General features: G+C 72.5%; 21 protein-coding genes. 11 read left to right on the plus strand and 10 right to left on the minus strand.

All coding sequences use genetic code 11. The annotated features are described in order from the left end of the window. Nucleotides 1-180: 180 nt before the first annotated feature. A complete protein-coding gene (locus ACZ61E_RS02280; protein WP_469696842.1) occupies nt 181-1089 on the minus strand; it encodes a DUF4349 domain-containing protein in 909 nt (302 codons plus the stop codon). A gap of 249 nt (nt 1090-1338) precedes the next feature. On the opposite strand from ACZ61E_RS02280, the gene hemG reads away from it, so the two are divergent. Beyond that, complete coding sequence (gene hemG, locus ACZ61E_RS02285; protein WP_469696844.1) at nt 1339-2796, plus strand: protoporphyrinogen oxidase; 1458 nt, start codon at nt 1339-1341, stop codon at nt 2794-2796. A gap of 4 nt (nt 2797-2800) precedes the next feature. Then, nucleotides 2801-3517, plus strand: a complete 717-nt coding sequence (gene hemQ, locus ACZ61E_RS02290) for a hydrogen peroxide-dependent heme synthase (protein WP_469696845.1) — start codon at nt 2801-2803, stop codon at nt 3515-3517. Between the two features lie 94 nt (nt 3518-3611). On the opposite strand, the gene ACZ61E_RS02295 is transcribed toward hemQ, so the two are convergent. The 5 genes from ACZ61E_RS02295 to ACZ61E_RS02315 form a co-directional block, all read right to left on the minus strand. After that, the gene (locus tag ACZ61E_RS02295; RefSeq protein ID WP_469696847.1) at nt 3612-5252 is read right to left on the minus strand and encodes an alpha/beta hydrolase; all 1641 of its coding nucleotides are present in this window, start codon (nt 5250-5252) and stop codon (nt 3612-3614) included. A 247-nt stretch (nt 5253-5499) separates the two neighbouring features. Then, nucleotides 5500-6441, minus strand: a complete 942-nt coding sequence (locus tag ACZ61E_RS02300) for a TIGR04222 domain-containing membrane protein (protein ID WP_469696848.1) — start codon at nt 6439-6441, stop codon at nt 5500-5502. Nucleotides 6442-6447: 6 nt separating this feature from the next. After that, nucleotides 6448-7905, minus strand: a complete 1458-nt coding sequence (locus ACZ61E_RS02305; protein ID WP_469696850.1) for an MbnB/TglH/ChrH family RiPP precursor modification enzyme — start codon at nt 7903-7905, stop codon at nt 6448-6450. Between the two features lie 152 nt (nt 7906-8057). Next, a complete protein-coding gene (locus tag ACZ61E_RS02310; RefSeq protein WP_469696852.1) occupies nt 8058-8846 on the minus strand; it encodes a DUF4142 domain-containing protein in 789 nt (262 codons plus the stop codon). A 117-nt stretch (nt 8847-8963) separates the two neighbouring features. Continuing rightward, the gene (locus ACZ61E_RS02315) at nt 8964-9830 is read right to left on the minus strand and encodes a peptidyl-tRNA hydrolase (RefSeq protein ID WP_469696854.1); all 867 of its coding nucleotides are present in this window, start codon (nt 9828-9830) and stop codon (nt 8964-8966) included. Nucleotides 9831-9901: 71 nt separating this feature from the next. On the opposite strand from ACZ61E_RS02315, the gene ACZ61E_RS02320 reads away from it, so the two are divergent. Both ACZ61E_RS02320 and ACZ61E_RS02325 read left to right on the plus strand, forming a co-directional pair. Next, a complete protein-coding gene (locus ACZ61E_RS02320) occupies nt 9902-10576 on the plus strand; it encodes an AIM24 family protein (RefSeq protein WP_469696856.1) in 675 nt (224 codons plus the stop codon). A gap of 73 nt (nt 10577-10649) precedes the next feature. Then, the gene (locus ACZ61E_RS02325; RefSeq protein ID WP_469696858.1) at nt 10650-10802 is read left to right on the plus strand and encodes a hypothetical protein; all 153 of its coding nucleotides are present in this window, start codon (nt 10650-10652) and stop codon (nt 10800-10802) included. A gap of 58 nt (nt 10803-10860) precedes the next feature. On the opposite strand, the gene ACZ61E_RS02330 is transcribed toward ACZ61E_RS02325, so the two are convergent. Next, a complete protein-coding gene (locus ACZ61E_RS02330) occupies nt 10861-11700 on the minus strand; it encodes a polysaccharide deacetylase family protein (protein ID WP_469696859.1) in 840 nt (279 codons plus the stop codon). A gap of 157 nt (nt 11701-11857) precedes the next feature. Between ACZ61E_RS02330 and ACZ61E_RS02335 the strand changes: the two genes are divergently transcribed. The 3 genes from ACZ61E_RS02335 to ACZ61E_RS02345 all read left to right on the plus strand — a co-directional run bounded on the left by ACZ61E_RS02335 (nt 11858) and on the right by ACZ61E_RS02345 (nt 15240). Continuing rightward, nucleotides 11858-12367: a hypothetical protein gene (locus ACZ61E_RS02335; protein ID WP_469696860.1), complete on the plus strand. Its 510-nt coding sequence runs from the start codon at nt 11858-11860 to the stop codon at nt 12365-12367. Between the two features lie 133 nt (nt 12368-12500). After that, the gene (locus ACZ61E_RS02340; RefSeq protein WP_469696862.1) at nt 12501-13952 is read left to right on the plus strand and encodes a flotillin family protein; all 1452 of its coding nucleotides are present in this window, start codon (nt 12501-12503) and stop codon (nt 13950-13952) included. Between the two features lie 145 nt (nt 13953-14097). Beyond that, nucleotides 14098-15240, plus strand: a complete 1143-nt coding sequence (locus ACZ61E_RS02345) for a S1 family peptidase (protein ID WP_469696863.1) — start codon at nt 14098-14100, stop codon at nt 15238-15240. Between the two features lie 99 nt (nt 15241-15339). Here the strand turns inward: ACZ61E_RS02345 and ACZ61E_RS02350 are convergent, their stop codons facing one another. The 3 genes from ACZ61E_RS02350 to zapE form a co-directional block, all read right to left on the minus strand. Further along, entirely contained in the window at nt 15340-16701 is a 1362-nt protein-coding gene (locus ACZ61E_RS02350) for an alkaline phosphatase PhoX (protein ID WP_469696865.1), read from the minus strand. 155 nt (nt 16702-16856) lie between these two features. After that, a complete protein-coding gene (locus ACZ61E_RS02355) occupies nt 16857-17282 on the minus strand; it encodes an OsmC family protein (protein ID WP_469696867.1) in 426 nt (141 codons plus the stop codon). Between the two features lie 82 nt (nt 17283-17364). Then, a complete protein-coding gene (gene zapE / locus ACZ61E_RS02360; protein WP_469696868.1) occupies nt 17365-18426 on the minus strand; it encodes a cell division protein ZapE in 1062 nt (353 codons plus the stop codon). Nucleotides 18427-18963: 537 nt separating this feature from the next. Here zapE and ACZ61E_RS02365 point away from each other — a divergent pair. From ACZ61E_RS02365 to msrB, 4 genes are all read left to right on the plus strand, one after another. Beyond that, nucleotides 18964-19731 (plus strand): pyrimidine reductase family protein, encoded by a 768-nt coding sequence (locus ACZ61E_RS02365; protein ID WP_469696870.1) that lies wholly within the window; start codon nt 18964-18966, stop codon nt 19729-19731. 132 nt (nt 19732-19863) lie between these two features. Next, complete coding sequence (locus tag ACZ61E_RS02370; protein ID WP_469696872.1) at nt 19864-20349, plus strand: indole-3-glycerol phosphate synthase; 486 nt, start codon at nt 19864-19866, stop codon at nt 20347-20349. 140 nt (nt 20350-20489) lie between these two features. Beyond that, on the plus strand, nt 20490-21890 hold the full coding sequence (gene murC, locus ACZ61E_RS02375; protein WP_469696873.1) for a UDP-N-acetylmuramate--L-alanine ligase: 1401 nt from the start codon (nt 20490-20492) through the stop codon (nt 21888-21890). A 10-nt stretch (nt 21891-21900) separates the two neighbouring features. Beyond that, complete coding sequence (msrB, locus tag ACZ61E_RS02380; RefSeq protein WP_405823818.1) at nt 21901-22308, plus strand: peptide-methionine (R)-S-oxide reductase MsrB; 408 nt, start codon at nt 21901-21903, stop codon at nt 22306-22308. The last annotated feature ends 59 nt before the right edge of the window (nt 22309-22367 follow it).

The following is a 22367-nucleotide window of genomic DNA, read 5'->3' on the forward strand; positions in this document are numbered from 1 at the left end:
CCACAAACCCCCCCCCCCCCCCCCCCCCCCCCCCCCCCCCCCCCGCCCCCCCCCCCCCCCCCCCCCCCCCCCCCCCCCGCCGCCGATGACCACCAAGCGCTCCGCTGCCATTGCGCGTCCCTTCGTGTCCGTGCCGGGCACCGCGCACCCGGCACACAGACGCTACGCGGACGCGCCGGATCAGTCCCGCCCGCCCGCGTCCGGCGCCGGACCCGCGCCGGGCCCCGGCGCGGGATCCGGGGCCGGGGCCGGGGTGTGGGACCCGGCCGGGACGGGCGCGGGCGCCGGGGCCGGGGTCCGCGTACGCCGGGACCGCGGCCGGAAGCCGAACAGCAGCCACAGCCCGAACAGCACCCCCAGCGCCACGACGAACGGCAGGATCGCGGCCACCACCACGACGAGCCACCGCACCACCGTCACCAGCGCGTCCCAGCCGCCGCCGAGCGCGTCCAGGAAGCCCGGGTCCCCGTCCCCGGAGTCCTTCTCCTCCTTCTCACGCTCGCTCAGGTCTAGCGTGACGGTCGCCATCGCCGTACGGTCGGCCAGCGACGCCTGCTTGGCCAGCAGCGCCTCCAACTCGGCCTGACGCGTGTTCAGCTGCGACTCCAGGGCCACCACGTCCGTGATGTCCTCGGCCCGGTCCATCAGCTTCCGTACGCGGTTGACGCTCGCGCGCTGCGTGGCGATCCGGCTGTTCACGTCGACCACCTGCTCGGTGACGTCCTTCGCGTTCGCCGAACGCGCCAACAGCTTGCCGGTGCCCGCCAGTTCGGTGAGGACGGAGTCGTACTCGGCCTCCGGGACCCGCAGGACGACGTTCGAGGTCACGCGGGTGTCGTCGATCCGCTCGGTGGTCTCGTCCTCGACCGCGCCGCCCGCCTCCAGCGCGACCGCACGGGCCTTCGCGAGGGCCTTCGTCACGCTCCCCACCTCCACCGAGAGGGTGGCGGTGCGGATCACATGGGTCTTCACGGACTTCTCGCTCAGGGTCCCGCCCTCGCCGGTCCGCTGCTCGCCGGTGTCCTCGTCCGCCGCCGCTCCCGCCCCCTGCCGGCCCACCGCCGGCTCGGCCGCGCTCTCGGCCTTCATGTCTCCGCTGTCCGAATTCGAACCGCTGCATCCCGCCAGGGCGAGTGAAGCGGTGAGAAGTGCTGCCGCGAATGCGGGAAGTGCACGCATGTCGGTCCCCCCAAGGCTGCCGTGCGTGAATGTCGCCGGTTCGACGGACCGGTGCCGGAGCGGGTTGCGCTTTTCCGGTCGCGAAGCGGTCACGGTCGGGACTCGGTACGGGCGGAGGCTCGCCGGACCCGCCCACGGGGGTCTGAGAGAGTGGAGACCATGGTGAGCAGCCCCGATCCCACGCCTCCCGCCCGCCCCGCGCCCCATGTCGTCGTCGTGGGCGGCGGCATCGCCGGTCTCGCCGCCGCCGACCGGCTGCTCTCCGCCGGGGCCCGGGTGACGCTCCTGGAGGCGACCGGCCGGCTCGGCGGCAAACTGATGCCCGGCGAGATCGAGGGCGCCCCCGTCGACCTCGGCGCCGAGTCCCTGCTCGCCCGCCGCCCCGAGGCCGTCGACCTCGCCCGCTCCGTGGGGCTCGCCGAGCGCCTCCAGCCGCCCGCCACCACCTCCGCCTCCGTCTGGTCGCGCGGCGCGCTGTACGCCATGCCCAAGGGCCATGTGATGGGCGTCCCCGCCGAGGCGTCGGACCTCGGCGGTCTGCTCTCCGCCGAGGGCGCCGCCCGGATCGGCCGCGAGCGGGAACTCGGCCCGGTGACCGTGGGCGACGACGAGTCCGTCGGCGAGTACGTCGCGCGGCGACTGGGCCACGAGGTCGTGGACCGGCTGGTGGAGCCCCTGCTCGGCGGTGTCTACGCGGGCGACGCCTACCGCATCTCGATGCGCGCCGCCGTCCCCCAGCTCTACGAGGCGCTGCGCACCCATGACTCGATGCTCGACGCCGTCCGCGCGATCCGCTCCAGGGCCGCCGAACAGCCCCGTGACGACACCGTGTTCACCGGTGTCGACGGCGGCGTCGGCCTGCTCCCGGGCGCCGTCGCCGACTCCGTACGGGCCCGCGGCGGCGACATCCGTACAGAGACGCCCGTCCTCGCCCTCACCCGCACCGCCGGCGGCTGGACGGTCCGGACCGATCAGGGGATCGTCGCCGCCGACGGAGTCGTCATGGCGAACCCCGCCTGGTCCGCCTCCGCGCTCCTCGCCCAGGAGTCGCCCGCCGCCTCCGCCGAACTCGCCGCGATCGAGTACGCCTCCATGGCCCTGGTGACGATGGCCTTCCGCCGCGACGCGATCACGCGACTGCCCGGTCTGCCCGACGGCAGCGGCTTCCTCGTACCGCCCGTCGACGGCCGCACCATCAAGGCCGCCACGTTCTCCACCCGCAAGTGGGGCTGGGTCGACCGGTCGGCGCCGGACCTGTTCGTACTGCGCACCTCCATCGGACGGTACGGGGAGGAGGAGCAGCTCCAGCGCGAGGACACCGAACTCGCCGGGGCCGCCCTGCGCGACCTCGGCGCGGCCACCGGACTCGCGGCGCGCCCCGTGGCCACCGAGGTGACCCGCTGGATCGGCGGCCTGCCCCAGTACCCGGTCGGCCACCCCGCCCGCGTCGCCCGGATCCGCGAGGCCGTCGCGAAACTCCCCGCGCTGCGCCTGTGCGGCGCGCCCTACGACGGCGTCGGCGTCCCGGCCTGCGTCGCGAGCGCCCGGCGCGCCGCCGACGAGATCATGGCCACGGCGACCCTGGCGCGGGGCACGGACCCGGACACGGGACAATAACCGTATGACTTCCGCACCAGACAAGATCCCCAACGCGGGCAAGAAGGCCAAGGATCTCAACGACGTCATCCGCTACACGCTGTGGTCCGTCTTCAAGCTGCGCGATCTGCTGCCGGAGGACCGGGCCGGTTACGCCGAAGAGGTCCAGGAACTGTTCGACCGGCTCGCCGCCAAGGACATCACCGTGCGCGGGGCGTACGACGTGTCCGGGCTGCGCGCCGACGCCGACCTGATGATCTGGTGGCACGCCGGGACCGCGGACGAGCTCCAGGGGGCGTACAACCTCTTCCGCCGCACCAGGCTCGGGCGGGCGCTCGACCCCGTCTGGTCGAACATGGCGCTGCACCGTCCCGCCGAGTTCAACAAGTCCCATGTGCCGGCCTTCCTGGCCGACGAGACGCCGCGCGACTACGTGAGCGTCTACCCCTTCGTGCGCAGTTACGACTGGTACCTGCTGCCCGACGAGGAGCGGCGTGCGATGCTGGCCGACCACGGAAAGATGGCCCGTGGTTATCCGGACGTCCGCGCCAACACCGTGTCATCCTTCTCGCTCGGTGACTACGAGTGGATTCTCGCGTTCGAGGCCGACGAACTGGACCGTATCGTCGACCTGATGCGTCATCTGCGTGGTTCGCAGGCACGGCTGTACGTACGGGAAGAGGTGCCGTTCTACACCGGCCGCCGCAAGTCGGTCGCGGACCTGGTCGCCGAACTCGCCTGATCCACAGGCGCGGCCCGCGATCCGCCCCGGGCGGTCGCACAACTGCATGACGGCCGGACCGCCCTCGGGCAGCCCGGCCGTCCCACCCGGAAGATCAGACGACCGGCGGCAGCCCGCGGCCGGACCTCTCGTCCAGCGACACCGGGTTCGGCTCCGCGTGCGGCGCGCACTCTGCGCGCCGCACCGGTGTCTTTCCGGCCAGCAGATACGCCTCGACGTGGTCGTTGACGCACTCGTTGGACCCGCCCGCGATGCCGTGCGTGCCCGCGCCGCGCTCGGTCACCAGCGCGGACCCGGCCAGCCGCCGCTGAAGCTCCAGCGCCCCCGGGTAGGGCGTCGCCGCGTCCCGCTCGGCGGCCAGGATCAGCGTCGGCGGCAGCTCACCGGGGCTCGTGCGGATGTCCGCCGGCCGCCGGCGCTCGGCCGGCCAGAAGGCGCACGGCAGATTCATCCACGCGTTGTCCCAGGTCTCGAACGGCGCGACCTCCGCGAGCCCGGTGTTGTCCCGGTCCCACACCTTCCAGTCCGTCGGCCACGGCGCGTCGTTGCACTCCACGGCCGTGTAGACGGCGTTGCTGTTCTCGTTCTCCACGGCCGCCGCGGCGCGCGGCGCGGCCTGGTCGACCAGGGGCTTCGTGTTGCCCTTCTGGAACTCCGACAGGGCCGTGGCGCGCACCGCCCAGTAGTCGTCGTAGTAGCCCACCCCGAGCATCGCCGCGTGGAGCTGGCCGGGGCCGACCTTGCCGCCCGCCGGCCGGTGCGCGACCTCGGCCCGTACCCGCTCGTAGGTGCGCTGGACCTCGTCGGGCGTGGTGCCGAGGTGGTACGTCGCGTCGTGCTTGGCGACCCAGGCGCGGAAGTCCGCCCAGCGCCGCTCGAAGGCGTACGACTGGTCGAGGTTGTTGCGGTACCAGATCTGCTCCGGGTCCGGGTTGACGGCCGAGTCGAAGACCATCCGGCGTACGTGGGACGGGAAGAGCGACGCGTACAGGGCGCCGAAGTACGTTCCGTAGGAGGCGCCCATGAAGGACAGCTTCTTCTCACCGAGGGCGGCCCGCAGGACGTCGAGGTCGCGGGCGTTGTTCAGCGACGTGTAGTGGCGCAGGGACGCCCCCGCGTTGCGCGCGCAGCCCTGGGCGTACGCCTTGGCGCGCGAGATCCGCTCCCGCTTGTACGACTCGGTGGGGTGCGTCGGCGCGAGCGTGGGCGCCTTCGCGAAGTCCGCGGGGCTCTGGCACGAGAGCGGCGCCGAGCGGCCGACCCCGCGCGGGGCGTAGCCGACCAGGTCGTAGGCCGCCGCGATCCGCTTCCACTCGGGCAGCTTGGCCGCCAGCGGGAAGGCCATGCCGGACGAGCCGGGACCGCCGGGGTTGTAGACGAGCGCGCCCTGGCGCCGGACGGTCTCCACGGCCTTGCCCTCGCCGCCCGCCGCGCCTGTTTTGCCCGACGCCTTCACCCGGCTGACGGTGAGCTTGATCCGCTCACCGTCCGGCCGGGCGTAGTCGAGCGGCACCTCGACCGTGCCGCAGGTGAGGGGGGCGGGCAGCATCTCGGCCTTGGGGCACGCCCGGAAGGTGATCCCCCTGGCGGCGGCGCGCTCGGCGGCGACGGCGGTGCCGCGCGCCTCGGGCGAGGCACCGGCGAGGTCCGCGCCGCCCGCTGGTGCGGCGGAGAGGGTGGACAGGACCAAGGATCCGAGGGTGGCCAGGGCCCCGTACTTCACAACTGCTCTCATCGCTTTCCCTTCGGGCGTGCCGCGTTGGGGGGAAGGCGATCATCTCCGGAGCCCCGGACATGCCAAGGATCTGTGAGCGGTGTCGGGACCCGTGACTCCGATGCGTCATACAGTCACTCAATGAGCCCGTACGGGGTGCGCGATCGGGTGCGGTGTGCTCCGCGCGCGGGTGTGTGCGACGGCGAGGGGCGGGGAGTGCGGCCGGTCCCGGCGCGAGCGCCGGTGTGAACCCGGGCCCCGGGGCCGGTCAGCCCCCTCCGCCTCCGCAGCCTCCTCCGCCTCCGCCGCAGCCGCCGCCACCCCCGCCTCCTCCGTCACCCGAGCCGCCTCCGCCGCCGCACCCTCCGCCCGAACTGCCGCAGCCCGACCCGCCCGAGCCACCGCAGCCGGCCCCGCCGTCGCCCGCGTCCGCGGCGCACCACACCACGGTCGTGGCGGCGAGATGCGGCGCCGGCTGGAAGTCACGGCCGGGACGCATGGCCCGTGCGGCTGTCAGCTGCTCCCGCAGCAGCGGGTTGTCCAGCGCCAGGTGTCCGTCCACGGCGATCCGGTGCTCGGGCGTCGTGATGTGCCGGTAGGCCGTACGGAACCTCAGCCGCGCCCGCACACCGGTGCCGGTGAGCCGCCGCTTGGCGAGCGCGGCGCAGATGAAGCCCGAGACGAACCCGATCACCGCCAGTGGCACGGTCGGGACGAGCGCGAGCGAGCCGGTGCCGATGAGCCGGGTGATGGCGACCGGGAAGGTGACCAGGCACACGACCCCCTGGACCAGCCCCCAGACCACCCACACGCGGGTCTTCCGGGCCGGTACCAGCAGCCCGCGTGCGGCGAGGGAGTCCCCGATGTCCTGGACGGCACGCCCGCGCATCACCGCGAGACGCAGTCCGTGCAGGGCACCGTGCGGCGCGCGGTTGTGCTCGTCGATGACGGCACGTTCCACCGCGTTGCGGGCCACGTCGCCGCGGAGGGCGACGATGCCGGGGCCGCCGATGGTCAGCCTGCCGTCCGCGTGCATCGCGACGACGGCGGTCTCGGCGACCCGCCCCGGTCCGCCGCCGAGGAAGGCCATGTCCATGAGGTCGCGGATGTCGGCCGTACCTCCGCTCGCCCGGGCGGAGACCACTCCGACGACCAGCGTGACGAAGGAGAGCGGGATGAGGATCTGGAGTGCGGTGAGCACGGTGTCCACGGCCGGTCACCGCCCCACGAGCACGGAGCGGGCGGCGCGCACCATACGGGTCGCCCGGCGCGGCGGTCGCGCGCCGGAGCGGTCCCGCCACCACCGGGTCAGCTCACGCCGGGCCGCGGCGTCCTCGGGCAGGTCGGCGATGAGCAGGTGCTCGGCGAAGTCGAGCGCGTCGCGCCGGTAACCGGCGCGCATGGGGCGGGACTTGGCGTACGCGAGGAACGCGGCGCGGTAGCCGGTGCCGAGGATGCGCGGGATGTCGGGCGCCACCTTGGCGACGACCTCCGCCCGCTTGCCCGCGAGCGCCCGGCTCTGCACAGCGAGCCGACGGGAGTCGAAGCCCTCCGGGGCGGGGGTCCCGGCGACCAGGGCGGACAGCAGGGCCGTCTGCGCGAGGGCGAGCCGCTCGCGGGCGTGGTCGGCGGGCTCGTCGGCCGGGGACGTCTCGGGCGCCTGGGGTGCCTCGGGGGCTCCGGGTCCGCCGGCCGGTGCCTCAACGGCTATGTGCGCAAGCGTGGTTGACGCCCGCTCGGGACGGGAATCGAGACGCGGACCCGGACCCGGACCGGCCAGCGTGGCGCGGATCGTGTCGAGTTCGGCGGCGAGTTCGGCGGTGGGCGGGAAGTTGTCGTCGCGCTCCAGCAGGACGCCGGGCGGCGAGACCCGCGAGCGCAGCTCCGCGAGTACGTCGAGCACCGGCGCGCTCACCGGGTGGGCGTGCGTGTCGTGCCAGACGCCGTCGCGTTCGACGCCGCCCGCGACATGCACGTACGCGATGGCCTCGACCGGCAGCCGGTCGAGTGCCACCACCGGGTCCTCGCCCCGGTTGACATGGTTGGTGTGCAGGTTCGCGACGTCGATCAGCAGCCGTACGCCGGTCCGCTCGACCAGCTCCGCCAGGAACTGACCCTCCGTCATCTCCTCGCCGGGCCAGTTGATCAGCGCGGCGATGTTCTCCACCGCGAGCGGCACGGGCAGTGAGTCCTGCGCGATGCGCACGTTCTCGCACAGCACCCGCAGCGCGTCCCTGGTGCGGGGGACGGGCAGCAGATGGCCGGCTTCGAGCCCTGGGGACGCGGTGAGCGGCCCACCGGCCCGTACGAAGGCGATGTGCTCGGTGACCAGCGGGGAGCCGAGGGCCTCGGCCCGCTCGGCGAGATCGGCGAGACGCCTGGCGTCGGGCCGTGCGGCGCCGCCCAGACCGAGGGAGACGCCGTGCGGGACCACGGTGACCCCGCGGGCGCGGAGCCGGACGAGCGAGTCGGGGAGATGGCCCGCGCAGACGTTCTCGGCGACGGCCTCCACCCAGTCGATGCCGGGCAGCGCCTCCACCGCTTCCGCGATCTCGGGCCGCCAGCCGATGCCCACTCCCAGGGCGGTCCGTGAGTCTCCGGGCCCCCCCGGACCCCGCTTGTCCCCAGGCTTCCCCGGTTCCCCCACGTTCACCACGTGTGTCGTACGGCTCATGTCTCCCCCTTCTCCGAGCCTCGGCGTGCGCCGGTTCAGGGGTAATGGCCCTGCCGGGCGCCGGTGAATCCACGAGAGGGGACGTTCAGAGCATCATTTGAGGTTCCCGTGATCGGCCGGTCGTCCGGCCGATCACGGGAACGCACGGTGGTTCACGGACTCGCCTCGACGCTCGGCGGCGCCGGACGGTTGGTGTTGACGGCCGTCGGCGCACCCGGCTGCGTGGAGGGCCGGGAGGTGAAGGAGCTGTCACCGGTCGGTGCGGCGGCGGGCGGCGACGGCGGGAGGCCGCCGTCCGGCGGCGGCGGACCGGTGGGGCTGGCGGTCTTGGTGCCCGCGGCCTCGCGTGCGATCTCGTCGAAGTCCACGAGTCCGGTGGCCTCAAGCATCGTGATGTGGTCCAGGACCGTCTGGTTGGCGTCGCTGGCGAGCTGCCGTATGAGGGTGTTCCGTGTCGTGTGTCTGACCTCTGCTATCAGCGCGAAGACCTTGCCGTGGGCGTTGCGCAGGAGGTTGGCGAACTTCCTGTCGTACTCGGCGCCGGTGGCGGCCGACAGCTCCCTGAGCCAGCCCTGCTGCTGCTCGTTGGGCTGGTTCGGCAGCGGGACGCCGAGCTTCGCCGCCACGTCGCGCGCGCGGATGTCGAGGTCGGTGTGGCCGACGACGAGATGGTCGCCCGCGTCCTTGATGGCCTGGCTGGGGGCACGTTCGATCGCCTGCTGGCCGGCGGGCAGCTCCCACAGCCCCGCGAGCCGTACCTTCACGAGGAAGTCGCGGTCCGTCGCCGAGAGCGGCCCCCACTGGGTCGCCACGCTCGACGCCGCGAGATTCGCCTCCCCGGTGCCGGACCGGTCGGCGTACGACCAGACAGGAAAGGCGAGTGCCCCGACCGTCGCGACGAGAGCCGCGATGATGAGTGCCGTGCCGTTGATACGTCGCAACAAAGTGTCTCCCGGGCCGATGTGCAACCGCGTACCACCGCGGAATCAACCGCGCGCTGACCGGTCGTTCAACCTACTTGGCGGTATGGGGAGATACGAGTCCCGGCCCGGGAATGTTCAACGCCGCAGCGCGGGATGATCGGCGACCACCGTGCACGACCCCGGTGCGATCTCCGTGAAGCCGGCGTCGCGGACCAACGGCAGCCCGCTGTGGATCAGTTGACGCCAGCGCGCGGCGTCCGCAGTGCGTACGGAGAGCGGGAATCCTGCCTCGCGCCACGCCTTGCGGTCCGTCTCCGACAGTTCCCACCAGGCGAGTTGGGCGCCGTGACCGGCCTGGGCCATCGCCTTGCCCGCCGACATGCCGAGGCCGGGGCCGAGCCAGAGCACGGGGGTGCCGGGGCCGGCGGCCGGTGGCGGGTCCCCGGGGTCGTCCAGATCGGTGCCGGAGACCTGGAGCTTCGCCAGCTCCTTGGGCCAGCCGTCCAGGGGGACGGGCGGGAAGACCCGTACCTCCGCGTACGGGGCGAAGACCGGGCCGTCGCCGGACCCGGCCGCCAGGGGTGTCGGCGCCGCGTCCGGACCCGGTCCGCTGTCCGAAGCGGCGTCAGGATCCGGTCCGGCGTCCGGACCGCCCACCGTGATCCCCGGCAGCAGCGACGCCTTCCGCCACTCCGCGCCGCGCGCCCTTCGCACCACCTTGCGGATCCGGGCGTCCTGCCAGTCCCGCATCGCCCTCGCCCACTCGCCCTCGCCCGTCGACCGCTCGTCGGCCAGCATGACCAGGACGGCGCGTGCGGCGGCCTCCAGCGCGTCGGTACGGGTGGGCGGCGCGGCCTTCTCGATCCGTACCACCAGCGGCAGCGCGAACTGCGGGGCCTCGTCGCGGGCTGTCCGCTCATGCCGGAACGGGCTGTCGGCCGGGTGCCCGGTGCGGTCCTCCGCGGGGCCGGCCGCCCCGGAGGCGGTGTCGTCGGTGCTCACGGGGCCAGTGTGCCAGCACCGGCTCGCCGGATTGTTGGCGGAATGGGCGCCTCCGGGTGACCATGCTCGGCATGAAGAGCGATCTCTTTTCCAACGAGAACATGGCGCAGCAGGCGACGACCCCCGGGATGAGCCTCCAGAACGCCAAATCCGTCAAGTACGCCGTCAACGGCGAGATGCACGCGCGTCAGGGCTCGATGATCGCCTTCCGCGGCAATCTCCAGTTCGAGCGCAAGGGCCAGGGCATCGGGGGCATGCTCAAGCGCGCCGTCACCGGCGAGGGCCTGCCGCTGATGGCCGTGAAGGGCCAGGGCGAGGCGTGGTTCGCGCACGAGGCGGCCAACTGTTTCATCGTCGACATCGAGCAGGGCGACGCGCTCACCGTCAACGGCCGCAACGTCCTGTGTTTCGACGCCACCCTCTCCTACGAGATCAAGACGGTGAAGGGCGCCGGCATGACCGGTGGCGGTCTCTTCAACAGCCTGTTCAGCGGCTACGGGAAGCTCGCGATCATCTGTGAGGGCAGCCCCATCGTCATCCCCGTCAGCCCGCAGGCACCGGTGTACGTCGACACGGACGCGGTCGTCGGCTGGAGCGCCCAGCTCAGCACCTCGCTGCACCGTTCGCAGTCCGTCGGCTCGATGATCCGCGGCGGTTCCGGCGAGGCCGTCCAGCTGATGCTCCAGGGCGAGGGATTCGTCATCGTCCGCCCGAGCGAGGTCACGTCGCAGGCCCCCGGAAGCTGACTTCCGCACGGGGCCCCGGGGAGCGCGGCGCCGCCCGGACGGCGGCGCGACGGGGTTCAGTACGCTCGGCGGTATGGGAGACGACGTCAGCGCCGCCGGGCCGGTCGTGTACGCGGACTGTGTGCACTGCGGAGAGCCGAGCGAGTACCCGGAATCGGTGAAGGGCATCACGCTGTGCCCCGTCTGCGAGTGGCACGAGGCGCAGCGGGCGGCCTGTTCCGGCTGACGGCCCCGCCGGCCGGCGGCCCGCTCCGTCCGGCGGTTCGTTCCGTCCGGCGGCCGGGTCAGCCCTTCATCAGCTCCGACACCTTCACGAAGCGGTAGCCGCGCTCGCGCAGCGCGGGCACGATCTTGCGCACCGCCTCGTCCGTCACCGGCGCCGCGCTCATGGTGCAGTGCATGACCACCACCGAGCCGGGCCGTACGTCCGCGAGCACCTGCTCGGCCACCGCGTCGGCGTCCGTGGCGAAGGCGTCGCCGCTGACGACGTCCCACTGGACCGCCGTCAGACCGGCCGGTGCCAGGGTCCGCAGCGTCGACCGGTCGTAACAGCCGCCGGGGAAGCGGAAGTAGGGCACCACCTGGCGGACCCCGGCCTTGCGGAACGCGCCGAACGCCCGCTCCACGTCGGCTGCCATGTCCTTCTCGCCGAGTGCCGGGAGCCCGTGGCAGTCGGCCGTGAAGGAGTGGTGGCTGTAGGAGTGGTTCGCGACCTCGAAGAGGGGGTCGGAGCCGATGTCCCTCGCCTGGAAGGGGTACTCCTCCACCCACCGGCCCGTCATGAAGATCGTCGAGGGGACTTCGAGGCGGCGCAGCGAGGAGATCAGGGTCGGATTGTCGAAGCGCTCGCCACGGGCGGCACGCGGCCCCTGGCCGGCGGTCATGTCGGCGTCGAAGGTGAGGGCGACGGTCTTGGCGGCCGTCTTGGCCCCGGGGGTGCTGGTGGGGTCCGCGCCACGGAGGAAGACGGGGGTCACGGCGGGACGTTCCGGCCCGGCCGGCTGCCGTGACGCGGGTCCGGGCGAGGGGCCCGCGGTCAGGCGCGCCTCGGTGTCGGCGCCGCATCCGGCGAGGGCGGCACCCAGCGTGGCCAGGGAGATGAGTCGCAGCAGATATTTAGGCATATGGGGAAAATATATGACTAAATGTTCATGCGGTGGTTACGGCGCTCGAAGATTGCCGGAACACGGCACTGCGCAGCCGTGACGGACCGTGAGAAAATCTCCTCCCATTCAAGGGTTCGCAGGGGGACCGGCGGAAGCCGGGGGAGGGGGCCGACCCGTGGATGTGTTCCTCGGCCTCGGTATAGCGGGCGTGGTCCTGCTCGCCGTGGCGCTGATCTTCGACGGCATCTTCGAGGGCCTGTTCGGCGGAGTGCTCGACGGCCTGTTCGCGGGTCTGCTGTCGCTGCCCGTCGTGGCGGGATTCGTGGCGATGCTGGGCTTCGGCGGCGCGATCGTGCTCGGCACGACCGATCTCGGAGCCGGCCCCGCCGTCGCCGTCGGAGCGGTCGCCGGTGCCGTCACCGGCTGGCTGGCCTGGAAGCTGAGCCGTGTGCTGATGCGAGACCAGACGGACGCCACGCCACGGGGAGCGGATCTCCTCGGTACGCCGGGGTCCGTGGTCACCGCCATTCCCGCCGACGGATACGGCGAGGTGATGCTCCGGGTGGCGGGCCAGCCGGTGAAGTTCTCCGCGAGGAGCGCGGTGCCGCTCGCGCGGGGAGCCGAGGTCTGGGTGGAGTCGACGCTGTCGTCCACCTCGGTCGGCGTCCGGCCCGTCGAGCGCTGAACCGGCCCCGGCCGGTCCGTCCACCGGATCAGTGCTCCGCCGGTCCGGCCCTCCGCCGAACCGTCCCGCGGCGGTCGGCGTCCCACAGGTGCGGCGTCCACAGCAGCCCGTACGTCAACAGGGGGAGTTCCACATGAGTCCAGTGATCATCGCGGTGGCGGGAGTGGTCGTACTTCTCGTCCTGCTCGCCCTCGTCGTCATCACCCGCTACAAGGTCGCGGGCCCCAGTGAGGCATTCATCATCACCGGCCGGCGCGGCAAGTCGTCCACGGATCCGGTCACCGGCCGGGTCAGCACCGACAACAGCGGTCAGAAGGTCGTGGTCGGCGGCGGTGTCTTCGTCGTCCCGTTCGTCCAGCAGAGGTTCACGCTCGACCTGTCCAGCCGGCACATCCCGGTCGCGGTCCGGGGCGCCGTGACCCTGCGCGGCGTCAAGGCGCATCTGGAAGGCGTCGCGATCGTCAAGGTCGGCGGCAACGAGGACGCCATCCGCGCCGCCGCGCAGCGGTTCCTGCGGCAGCAGAAGGGCATCGTCGGCTTCACCCAGGAGGTGCTCTCCGGCGCGCTGCGCGCCATCGTCGGCCGGATGGCCGTCGAGGACATCATCCGTGACCGCGCCGCCTTCGCGGGACAGGTCGCCGAGGAGGCAGAGGCCAGTCTCTCGGGCCAGGGCCTGATCCTGGACGCCTTCCAGATCCAGGACATCACCACCGAGGGCTCCTATCTGGAGGACCTGGGCCGGCCCGAGGCCGCCCGCGCCCGGCAGGAGGCGGACATCGCCGAGGCGATCGCCAAGCGGGCCTCCGAGCAGGCCAGGCTCAAGGCCGCCGAGGAGATCGCCGTGGCGGAGCGGACGTTCTATCTGAAGCAGGCCGAGATCAAGGTCGAGACCGAGGCGGCCAGGGCCAAGGCCAACGCGGCCGGACCGCTCGCCGAGGCCGCGCGCCAGCAGGAGGTGCTCGGCGAGCAGGAGAAGGTGGCGCAGCGTCAGGCGGCACTGACCGACCGTCAGCTCGACACCCAGGTGCGCAAGCCGGCCGACGCCGCCCGTTACCAGGCCGAGCAGGAGGCCGAGGCCCGCAGGATCGCGCAGGTCAAGGAGGCCGAGGCGGACGCCGAGCGGTCGCGGCTGACCGGTGAGGGCGAGAAGCTGCGCCGTGCGGCGCTCGCCGAGGCCGTAAGGATCGAGGGCGCGGCGGAGGCCGACGCCATCACGGCGCGCGGCAGTGCCGAGGCCGGGGCGATGCAGAAGAAGGCCGACGCGTTCGCCCAGTACGGCGACGCGGCCGTGCTCCAGATGCTCGTCGAGGTCCTCCCGGCCGTCGTCGCCAAGGCGTCGGAGCCGCTGAGCGCCGTCGACAAGCTGACGGTCATCTCCACGGACGGCGCGAGCCGGCTCTCGCGCACGGTGACCGACAATGTCGCGCAGGGCATGGAGCTGCTCTCGTCGACCACCGGCGTGGATCTCGCGGAGCTGCTCAAGGGGCTGACGCAGCAGGGGAGTCCGAAGGAGCCGGCCAAGGCCGCCGGCGCCGGGAAGGCCAAGGCGCCGGAGGGCGACAAGAAGATCGGGAGCGGCGGCTGACGGTCCGTCAGGCCGCCTGTGGGGAGGGGCCGGCCGGAACACTGTCCGGCCGGCCCCCGGTATGTCGGCGGCCGGTCCGCTGAACGCGGCTCCCGTGCCGCCCGTATCAAGGGGTCACTCCGTAATCCCCACAGGAGGCGACGAGTTGAGTCACAGGCGGATATCCAAGAGCAAGGCCGTTCTCGCGGGCGCCGGGGCGGTGGGTGTCGCGGCAGCGGCGATCCTGCTGCCGAACGCCAACGCCTCGCAGTCCGGCGCGGACGACGGCGCGGGCGACGGCGCCCGCCAGCAGGCGAGGACGGTCAGTGCCGCGTCGGCGCCGGAACTCGTCGCGCGGCTGTCCTCGCAGCTCGGTGAGGAGTACGCCGGCGCGTACTACGACGCGGGCAGGAAGCAGGTCGTGGTGAACGTCGCAGACGGCGACGGCGACGGCGGCCGGTCGGCCGAGCGGGTGCGCGACGCCGGCGCCGTGGCGAGAAGCGTCCAGCACAGCATGGGCGAACTCCGCTCCGCCACCGGCACGTTGAGCCGTGAGGCCACCATCCCCGGCACCGCGTGGGCCGTCGATCCCCGGACCAACCAGATCCTCGTCACGGCAGACACCACCGTCACCGGTGAGCGCTGGGACACCCTGGAGTCGACGGTGCGCTCGCTGGGCGACGGTGTGGCCCGCATCCAGAAGTCGGCGGGCGAGTTCAAACCGTTCCTGGAGGGCGGCGACGCCATCTTCGGCGGCGGCGCCCGCTGTTCGATGGGCTTCAACGTCACCACGCGCGACGGCACACCGGGCTTCCTCACCGCAGGACACTGCGGCGTCGCGGCCGAGCAGTGGTCCGAGGACCAGAACGGCGCGCCCGTCGGTACGGTCCGGGCGGCGACGTTCCCCGGCGACGGCGACTTCGCGCTCCTCACGTACGACGACCCGGCCACCCGGGCGCCCAGCGAGGTCGACATCGGCGACGGCCGGACCGTGCCGATCAGCGGGGCGGGCGAAGCCGCGGTGGGCCTGGAGGTGATCCGGATGGGCAGCACCACCGGGCTGGCGGACGGCACGGTCACCGGCCTGGGCGCCACGGTGAACTACGCCGAGGGCTCCGTCAGCGGGCTCATCCAGACCAACGTCTGCGCGGAGCCGGGCGACAGCGGGGGCCCGCTGTTCACGGCGGACGGTGCCGCGATCGGTCTGACGTCGGGCGGCAGCGGTGACTGCACGTCGGGCGGCGAGACGTTCTTCCAGCCGGTGACGACGACGCTGGCCGCGGTGGGAGCGGAGATCGGCTCCCCCTGACCCACGGGTCCCCGGCCGCCGGGCGGGCTGCGAACGAGCCCGTCCGGCGACCCGGGACGAACCGGTCGCCGGGCGGACCCGGTGACCGGCACCCCCGGACTACCGCCAGGGCCCCGTGATCGCGAACGTCTTGCCCGGCGTGTAGGAGTTCAGGTACATCGTGTCGCCGTCCGGCGCGAACGTGACACCCGCGAACTCACCCCACTCCGGCTCCTCGGGCGTCCCGATGTTCTCGGCCGCCCGCGCCATCTCGTACAGCTCACCGCGCCGCGTCAGCCCGTACACGTGCTGCGCGCCGCCGCCGTCCTCGCACACCATCAGACCGCCGCTGGGCGCGAGGCAGATGTTGTCGGGTGACTCGCCGGGCATCTGGATGTCGGTGTCCGGGCCGAAGGCGATCACCAGCGTGAGCCGGCGCCGCTGCGGTTCGTACTTCCACACCTGCCCGTAGTGGTCGGCCGCCGAGCCCTCCGCGCTCTTGGCGAAGCTCGACACGAAGTAGACGGACCGGTCGCCCCAGTAGCAGCCCTCCAGCTTCTGGGCGTGCGTGATGCCCTTCTTGCCGAAGTCCTGGAGCCGGATGGGCGTCTCCTTCGCCTGCGAGTCGGGCACGGGCACCCACTCGACGCGGTCGAAGCTCGCGCCCGGCTCCTGGACGACCGACAGATCGGGTACGCCGGGGACGCGCATGGCCTCCAGCGTGCCGCCCGCGCGCAGCGACCCCAGGCCGCCGAGCGGCTTCTCGGGCAGGAAGCGGTAGAAGAGTCCGAAGGGCCTGTCGAACGCGTCCTCCGTCTCGTACACCACACCCGTACGTGGGTCGATCGCGATCGCCTCGTGCTGGAAGCGGCCCATCGCCTTGAGCGGTACGGCACCGGTGCGGTGCGGATCGGCGCCGTCGACCTCGAAGATGAAGCCGTGGTCCTTGGTGTAGCCGTTGGTGCCGGCCTTGTCCTCGGTCTCCTCGCAGGTGAGCCAGGTGCCCCAGGGGGACGGGCCGCCCGCGCAGTTGACGGCGGTACCGGCGATGGCGACGCGCTCGCCCAGTACGTTGCCCTGTCCGTCGAGTTCGAGCGCCGTACAGCCGCCCTTGCCCATCGGGTCGTACGTCAGACCCTCGACGGTCGGGACGCCGATCCGGCCGTTGTGCCGGTTCTCGTGGTTGCGGACCAGATGGACGCGTCCGCGACGGCCGGCGAAGGCGGCCATGCCGTCGGGATTGCTGGGGACTTCGCCCTCGCCCGAACGCAGCTCGTCGCCCGTTCTGGACAGGACGCGGTAACGGAAACCTTTCGGCAGGTCGAGCAGGCCGTCCGGATCGGGGACGAGCGGGCCGTAGCCGCTGCGCCCCACTTCTTGTGCGACGGCGGTGCCGGCGAAGAGCTCCGACACCGCTCCGGTGAACGCGATTCCGGCGACCGATGCTCCGGTGGCCAGGACCTGACGTCGTGTTGCGGACATGAGGCAACTCCCTGTTGGCGGACAGGAGACGTGACCCGCACGTGTGTATCACGGGTGTAGTGCACACGTGAACTGTGCGGGCCACTGAGCCTGATGTGTCCTGAGAGATCAGCGGTTCAGCGGATCCGTCAATTCCCGGATCCGGGGTCCGCCGTTCAGGCCAGCGAGGCGGTGAGCGTGATGCTCGTGCCCGCGAGCGCCTGGCTCACGGGGCAGTTCGCCTTCGCGTCCTCGGCGGCCTTGACGAACGCCGCCTCGTCCAGGCCCTCGACCTCACCCTGAACGGTGATGTGGACGCCGGTGATGCCGGTGCCGGGCACCAGCGTCACCTCGGCCTGGGTGGTCAGCTTGGTCGGCGGGGTGCCGGCCTTGGTGAGACCGTTGGACAGGGCCATCGAGAAGCAGCTGGAGTGAGCGGCGGCGATCAGCTCCTCCGGGCTGGTCTTGCCGTTCGCCTGCTCGGCGCGGGAGGCCCAGGAAACCGGCTGCTCGGCGATGCCGGAGGAGTCGAAGGTGACGACGCCGCTGCCCTTGAGGAGGTCGCCCTCCCAGACGGTGTGTGCCTGGCGCGTGGTAGCCATGGTGATGGGAACCCTTCTGTATCGGGCGCGCGGGAGCCGATCGAACGCATCTCGCGCGCCGCACATCGTTACGGCACCGAACTTACTCGGCGAGCAGGCCCTTTGCGTCGCGTGCCAGGGCGGTGAGACGCGAGATCGCACGGAAGTACTTCTTCCGGTAGCCGCCGTTCAGCATCTCTTCGCCGAACAGCCGGTCGAAGGGGAGCCCGGAGGCGAGGACCGGTATCTCCCGGTCGTACAGCCGGTCGGCGAGCACGACGAGCCGCAGCGCCGTCGACTGGTCGGGCACGGGGCCCACATCCGTGAAGCAGGCGGCCCGCAGACCTTCCGTCAGCGCGCCGTACCGGCTGGGGTGGACGGTGGCGAGATGGGTGAGGAGAGCGGGGAAGTCGTCCAGGCTGGCGCCCTCGGTCGCGTGCGCGGCGCGCGTCACCTGCTCGGTGGTGAGCGGGGCAGGCGCCTCGGGCAGTCCCCGGTGCCGGTAGTCCTCGCCGTCGATGCGCAGCGGGCGGAAGCGGGCGGAGAGCCCCTGGATCTCGCGCATGAAGTCGGCGGCGGCGAAGCGGCCCTCGCCGAGCTTGCCGGGCAGCGTGTTGGAGGTGGCCGCGAGCGCCACGCCCGCCTCCACGAGCCGGCTGAGCAGGCTCGACACGAGGACGGTGTCGCCCGGGTCGTCGAGCTCGAACTCGTCGATGCAGAGGAGTCGGTGGCCGCCGAGGGTCCGTACGGTCTGCTGGAAACCGAGCGCGCCGACGAGGTTCGTCAGCTCGACGAAGGTGCCGAAGGCCTTCTGCTCGGGGGCGGCGGGGGCGGCGTGCCAGAGGGAGGCCAGCAGATGGGTCTTGCCGACGCCGTAGCCGCCGTCGAGGTAGACGCCGCGGGGGCCGGTCTCGGCGGCGGGTTTGCGGCCGAACCAGCGGCGCCTGCCCCGCGTGGTGTCCGTGGCGCCTCCCAGCCCGGCGGCGAACGCGCTCAGTACGGTGACGGCCTCGGCCTGGCTGGGCTGGTTGGGGTCGGGGACGTAGGTGTCGAAGCGTACGGAGTCGAAACGCGGCGGCGGCACCATCTCGCCGACCAGCCGCTCGGCGGCGACGCGGGGGGTGCGGGCGCAGAGGGATACGGGGGTGGCGGGGGAGGCTGGCACGTTGCCCCACTCTAGAGCGTGCGGATCGGTGCGGTGGCGGGTGGCCCGACGGGTGCCCGACCGCCCGTCGCGGGGGTGTGTCCTCAATCGCCGGACGGGCTTGAAAGGCGTGTCCGGCCGGGTTGGGGTGTGGGGCTCTTGACGGGGGGCGGTCCGTCTGCCGGCCGGTTTGTCCTCAATCGCCGGACGGGCTTGAGAGGCGCGTGTGGGCAGGCTATGGGTGTCGCGGTCTTGACGGGGGGCGGTCCGTCCGCCGGCCGGTTTGTCCTCAATCGCCGGACGGGCTTGAGAGGTGCGCCGGACGGGCTTGGGAGGGCCGCCGGGTGGCTTGGGAGGGCCGCCGGGCTGGTTGGAGAAGCCCCGGATGGGCCTCGGGGCTGCCGCCGAGGCCGGCCACAATCAGCCCGTCCGGCGATTGAGGACACCCACGACGGGCGGTCAGGTGCCGTCCGGCGCCGGGCGCAAGCAGCCCGTCCGGCGATTGAGGACGGGGCCGCCCGCCCAGCCGAAGGGCACCGCGCGTGTCAGACTGCGCGCATGCGACGCCTGTACCCCGTGCCGTCCGAGCCGACGCCCGACCACGAGTGGGCCCTCGACGTCCTCGCCGACGCCTACGCGTACCCCGCGCCCCGCGAGGACCGCCGCTCCTGGCTCCGCGCCAACATGGTCTCCACCCTCGACGGCGCCGCCCACCACGACGGCCGTTCGCAGGCCATCTCCTCCGGCGCCGACATGCGGATCTTCGGCACCCTGCGCGCGCTCGCGGACGTCGTGCTCGTGGGTGCTGAAACGGTTCGCCTGGAGAGCTACCGCCCCGCCCGCGCCCGCGAGGCCTTCGCCGAGCGCCGCGCCGCCGCCGGCCAGGCACCCGCGCCCGTGATCGCCGTCGTCAGCGCGAGCCTGAACCTGGACTTCTCGCTCCCCCTCTTCGTCTCGCCCCTCGTCCAGACCCTGGTCCTGACCGGCGCCGCCGCGCCCCCCGACCGGATCCGCGCCGCCGAGGAGGCCGGCGCGCGGGTGCTGGTCGCCGGGGACGGGCCGGGCGTCGAGCCGCGCCGCGCGACCGAGGCCCTGGCGGAGCTGGGCCTGAAGCGCCAGCTCACCGAGGGCGGCCCCCGGCTGCTCGGCCAGTTCGTGGCGGCCGACGTCCTGGACGAACTCTGTCTGACGGTCTCCCCCCTGCTCGCGGTCGGCGGCGCGCAGCGCATCACCGGCGGCCCCGACCTCACCGACCCCGAGCGCTTCGCCCTCGCGTCCGTACTGGAAGAGGACGGGTTCCTTTTCACCCGATACCGTCGGATCTGACATTGGGCGGAATTTCTCGTTCCGGTTAGCTTCCGCTGGGCACACTTACTCAGGCAGACCCCGTGCGGACACGGGGAAGGATGGTTTCCGCAGCGGGCCTCACCGGCCCCTGAACGTTGAAGGGCGCCTGTCGTGTTCACAAGCGTATTGATGATCGAGAAGCCCCTGTCGTCCGTGGACGTCGACTTCGTGACCACGCTCCACGGCGAGGAGAGCGTCACCTTCATCGTGCTCATGCAGCCCCGGGGCGACCAGGCGGACGCGCTGCTGCGCGCCATCGACGACGTCGCGTTCGGCGAGCTTCGGGAGGCCGGCCGTGAGGGCGAGGAGCCCGAGGGCGCCGCCGCCCGCGGCCCCGCCGAGCTGGCCCTCGCCCACTCCCTGGCCGCGCTGAAGGCGGCGGGCCGGGAGGCGAGCGGCCTGGTGGTCGAGAACCACCCGCTGGACCATCTCAAGTCCGTCGTCGAGCAGTCGGCCGCCGACGAGGTGATCGTCCTGACCGAACCCCACTACGTGGAGGAGTTCTTCCACCGGGACTGGGCCTCGCGCGCCCGCCACAAGGTCGGTGTCCCGGTGCTCAAGCTGTTCGCGCACGGCGCCGAGGACGAGAACGTCTGAGCGGGCGGGCCGAGGGGGCGGGCGGACCGGGCCGGAGCGAATAGGCTGGGGGACCGCCGGCGGCGCGCGTACGGCCGGCAGCCCGGCCCCGCGCCGCCGCACCGCATCGCACCGACCGCACCACCCTGGGAGAACACGCAATGGCACCCGGTATCCCCACCGCCATGGAACGGCCGCACTTCATCGGCATCGGCGGCGCCGGAATGTCTGGTATCGCCAAGATCCTCACCCAGCGGGGCGCCAAGGTCGCGGGCAGTGACGCCAAGGAGTCCGGCACCGCCGAGGCCCTGCGCGCCCTCGGCGCCACGGTCCACATCGGCCACGCGGCGGAGCACCTCGCGGACGACGCCTCGTGCGTGGTCGTCTCCAGCGCGATCCGGGCGGACAACCCGGAGCTGGTCCGGGCCGCCGAGCTGTCCGTCCCCGTCGTCCACCGCTCCGACGCGCTCGCCGCGCTGATGGGCGGCGGTCTGCGGTCCATCGCCGTCGCCGGTACGCACGGCAAGACGACGACGACCTCCATGCTGGCCGTCGCTCTCACGGAGCTGGGCCTCGACCCGTCGTACGCCATCGGCGGCGATCTGGACGGGCCCGGCACCAACGCCCGCCACGGCGACGGCGAGATCTTCGTCGCCGAGGCGGATGAGAGCGACCGGAGCTTCCAGAAGTACGACCCCGAGGTCGCCATCGTCCTCAACGTCGAGCTGGACCACCACGCCAACTACGCCTCCATGGACGAGATCTACGAGTCCTTCGAGACGTTCGTCGGCAAGATCGTCCCCGGCGGCACGCTGGTGATCGCCGCCGACCAGCCCGGCGCGGTCGAGCTGACCGCGAAGGTCCGCGACCTGTCGACCGTCAAGGTCGTGACGTACGGCGAGGCGGCGGACGCCGACGTCCGCGTCCACAAGGTCACCGCACGCGGTCTGACCAGCGAGGTCACGGTCGTCCTCGGCGGCCGGTTCCTCACCTTCACCGTCTCCGTCCCCGGCCGCCACTACGCCCACAACGCGGTCGCCGCCCTCGCGGCGGGCGTCGCGCTCGGCATCCCGGCGCACAACCTCGCCTCCGCGCTCGGCAAGTACACCGGCGTCAAGCGCCGCCTCCAGCTCAAGGGCGAGGCGAACGGCGTGCAGGTCATCGACTCGTACGCGCACCACCCCACCGAGATGGCCGCCGACCTGGAGGCGATGCGCGCCGCCGCCACTCCCGGCTCCCGGCTCCTCGTCGTCTTCCAGCCGCACCTCTTCTCGCGCACGCAGGAGCTGGGTACGGAGATGGGCCAGGCGCTCGCCCTGGCCGACGCCTCGCTGGTGCTGGACATCTATCCGGCCCGTGAGGACCCGATCCCCGGCATCACCAGCGCGTTGATCATCGACGCGGCGGAGCACGCGGGCGCGGACGTCAGGGCCGTGCACGACAAGGGCGCGGTGCCCGAGGCCGTGGCGGGAATGGCGAAGCCCGGTGATCTCGTTCTCACCATGGGGGCCGGTGATGTGACGGACCTCGGTCCGGAGATCCTGGCCCGGCTGACCCCTTAGAGAGGAAGTCATGGCGTACGACATCGACAAGCCCGACGAGCAGTGGCGCGAGGAGCTGTCCCCGGCCGAGTACCGGGTGCTGCGCCAGGCCGGTACCGAGCCTGCCTTCGTCGGTGAGTACACGGACACCAAGACGGCCGGCGTCTACTCCTGTCGCGCGTGCGGCGCGGAGCTGTTCCGCTCGGACACGAAGTTCGAGTCGCACTGCGGCTGGCCGTCGTTCTACGACCCGAAGGACAGCGACGCGGTCGAGCTGATCGAGGACCGCACGATGGGCATGGTCCGCATCGAGGTCCGCTGCTCACGCTGCGGCTCGCACTTGGGCCACGTCTTCGAGGGCGAGGGCTACCCCACCCCGACCGACCAGCGCTACTGCATCAACTCGATCTCCCTGCGGCTGACCCCCGACGAGGGCTGAGCGGCACGTCACACGGCGGCGAACGGTCCAACGACCGTTCGCCGCTGCCGCGTTCGGGG

This window comes from Streptomyces sp. NPDC104581 (genome assembly GCF_055583685.1).

Bases quoted from the DNA above. Each gene is read 5' to 3' on its own strand.
- ACZ61E_RS02365 (WP_469696870.1), top strand. From the start codon at position 18,964: ATGCGACGCCTGTACCCCGTGCCGTCCGAGCCGACGCCCGACCACGAG.
- ACZ61E_RS02305 (WP_469696850.1), bottom strand. From the start codon at position 7,905: ATGAGCCGTACGACACACGTGGTGAACGTGGGGGAACCGGGGAAGCCT.
- ACZ61E_RS02325 (WP_469696858.1), top strand. From the start codon at position 10,650: ATGGGAGACGACGTCAGCGCCGCCGGGCCGGTCGTGTACGCGGACTGT.
- ACZ61E_RS02350 (WP_469696865.1), bottom strand. From the start codon at position 16,701: ATGTCCGCAACACGACGTCAGGTCCTGGCCACCGGAGCATCGGTCGCC.
- hemQ (WP_469696845.1), top strand. From the start codon at position 2,801: ATGACTTCCGCACCAGACAAGATCCCCAACGCGGGCAAGAAGGCCAAG.
- ACZ61E_RS02340 (WP_469696862.1), top strand. From the start codon at position 12,501: ATGAGTCCAGTGATCATCGCGGTGGCGGGAGTGGTCGTACTTCTCGTC.
- murC (WP_469696873.1), top strand. From the start codon at position 20,490: ATGGCACCCGGTATCCCCACCGCCATGGAACGGCCGCACTTCATCGGC.
- ACZ61E_RS02320 (WP_469696856.1), top strand. From the start codon at position 9,902: ATGAAGAGCGATCTCTTTTCCAACGAGAACATGGCGCAGCAGGCGACG.
- ACZ61E_RS02280 (WP_469696842.1), bottom strand. From the start codon at position 1,089: ATGAAGGCCGAGAGCGCGGCCGAGCCGGCGGTGGGCCGGCAGGGGGCG.
- ACZ61E_RS02295 (WP_469696847.1), bottom strand. From the start codon at position 5,252: ATGAGAGCAGTTGTGAAGTACGGGGCCCTGGCCACCCTCGGATCCTTG.
- ACZ61E_RS02355 (WP_469696867.1), bottom strand. From the start codon at position 17,282: ATGGCTACCACGCGCCAGGCACACACCGTCTGGGAGGGCGACCTCCTC.
- hemG (WP_469696844.1), top strand. From the start codon at position 1,339: ATGGTGAGCAGCCCCGATCCCACGCCTCCCGCCCGCCCCGCGCCCCAT.
- ACZ61E_RS02330 (WP_469696859.1), bottom strand. From the start codon at position 11,700: ATGCCTAAATATCTGCTGCGACTCATCTCCCTGGCCACGCTGGGTGCC.
- msrB (WP_405823818.1), top strand. From the start codon at position 21,901: ATGGCGTACGACATCGACAAGCCCGACGAGCAGTGGCGCGAGGAGCTG.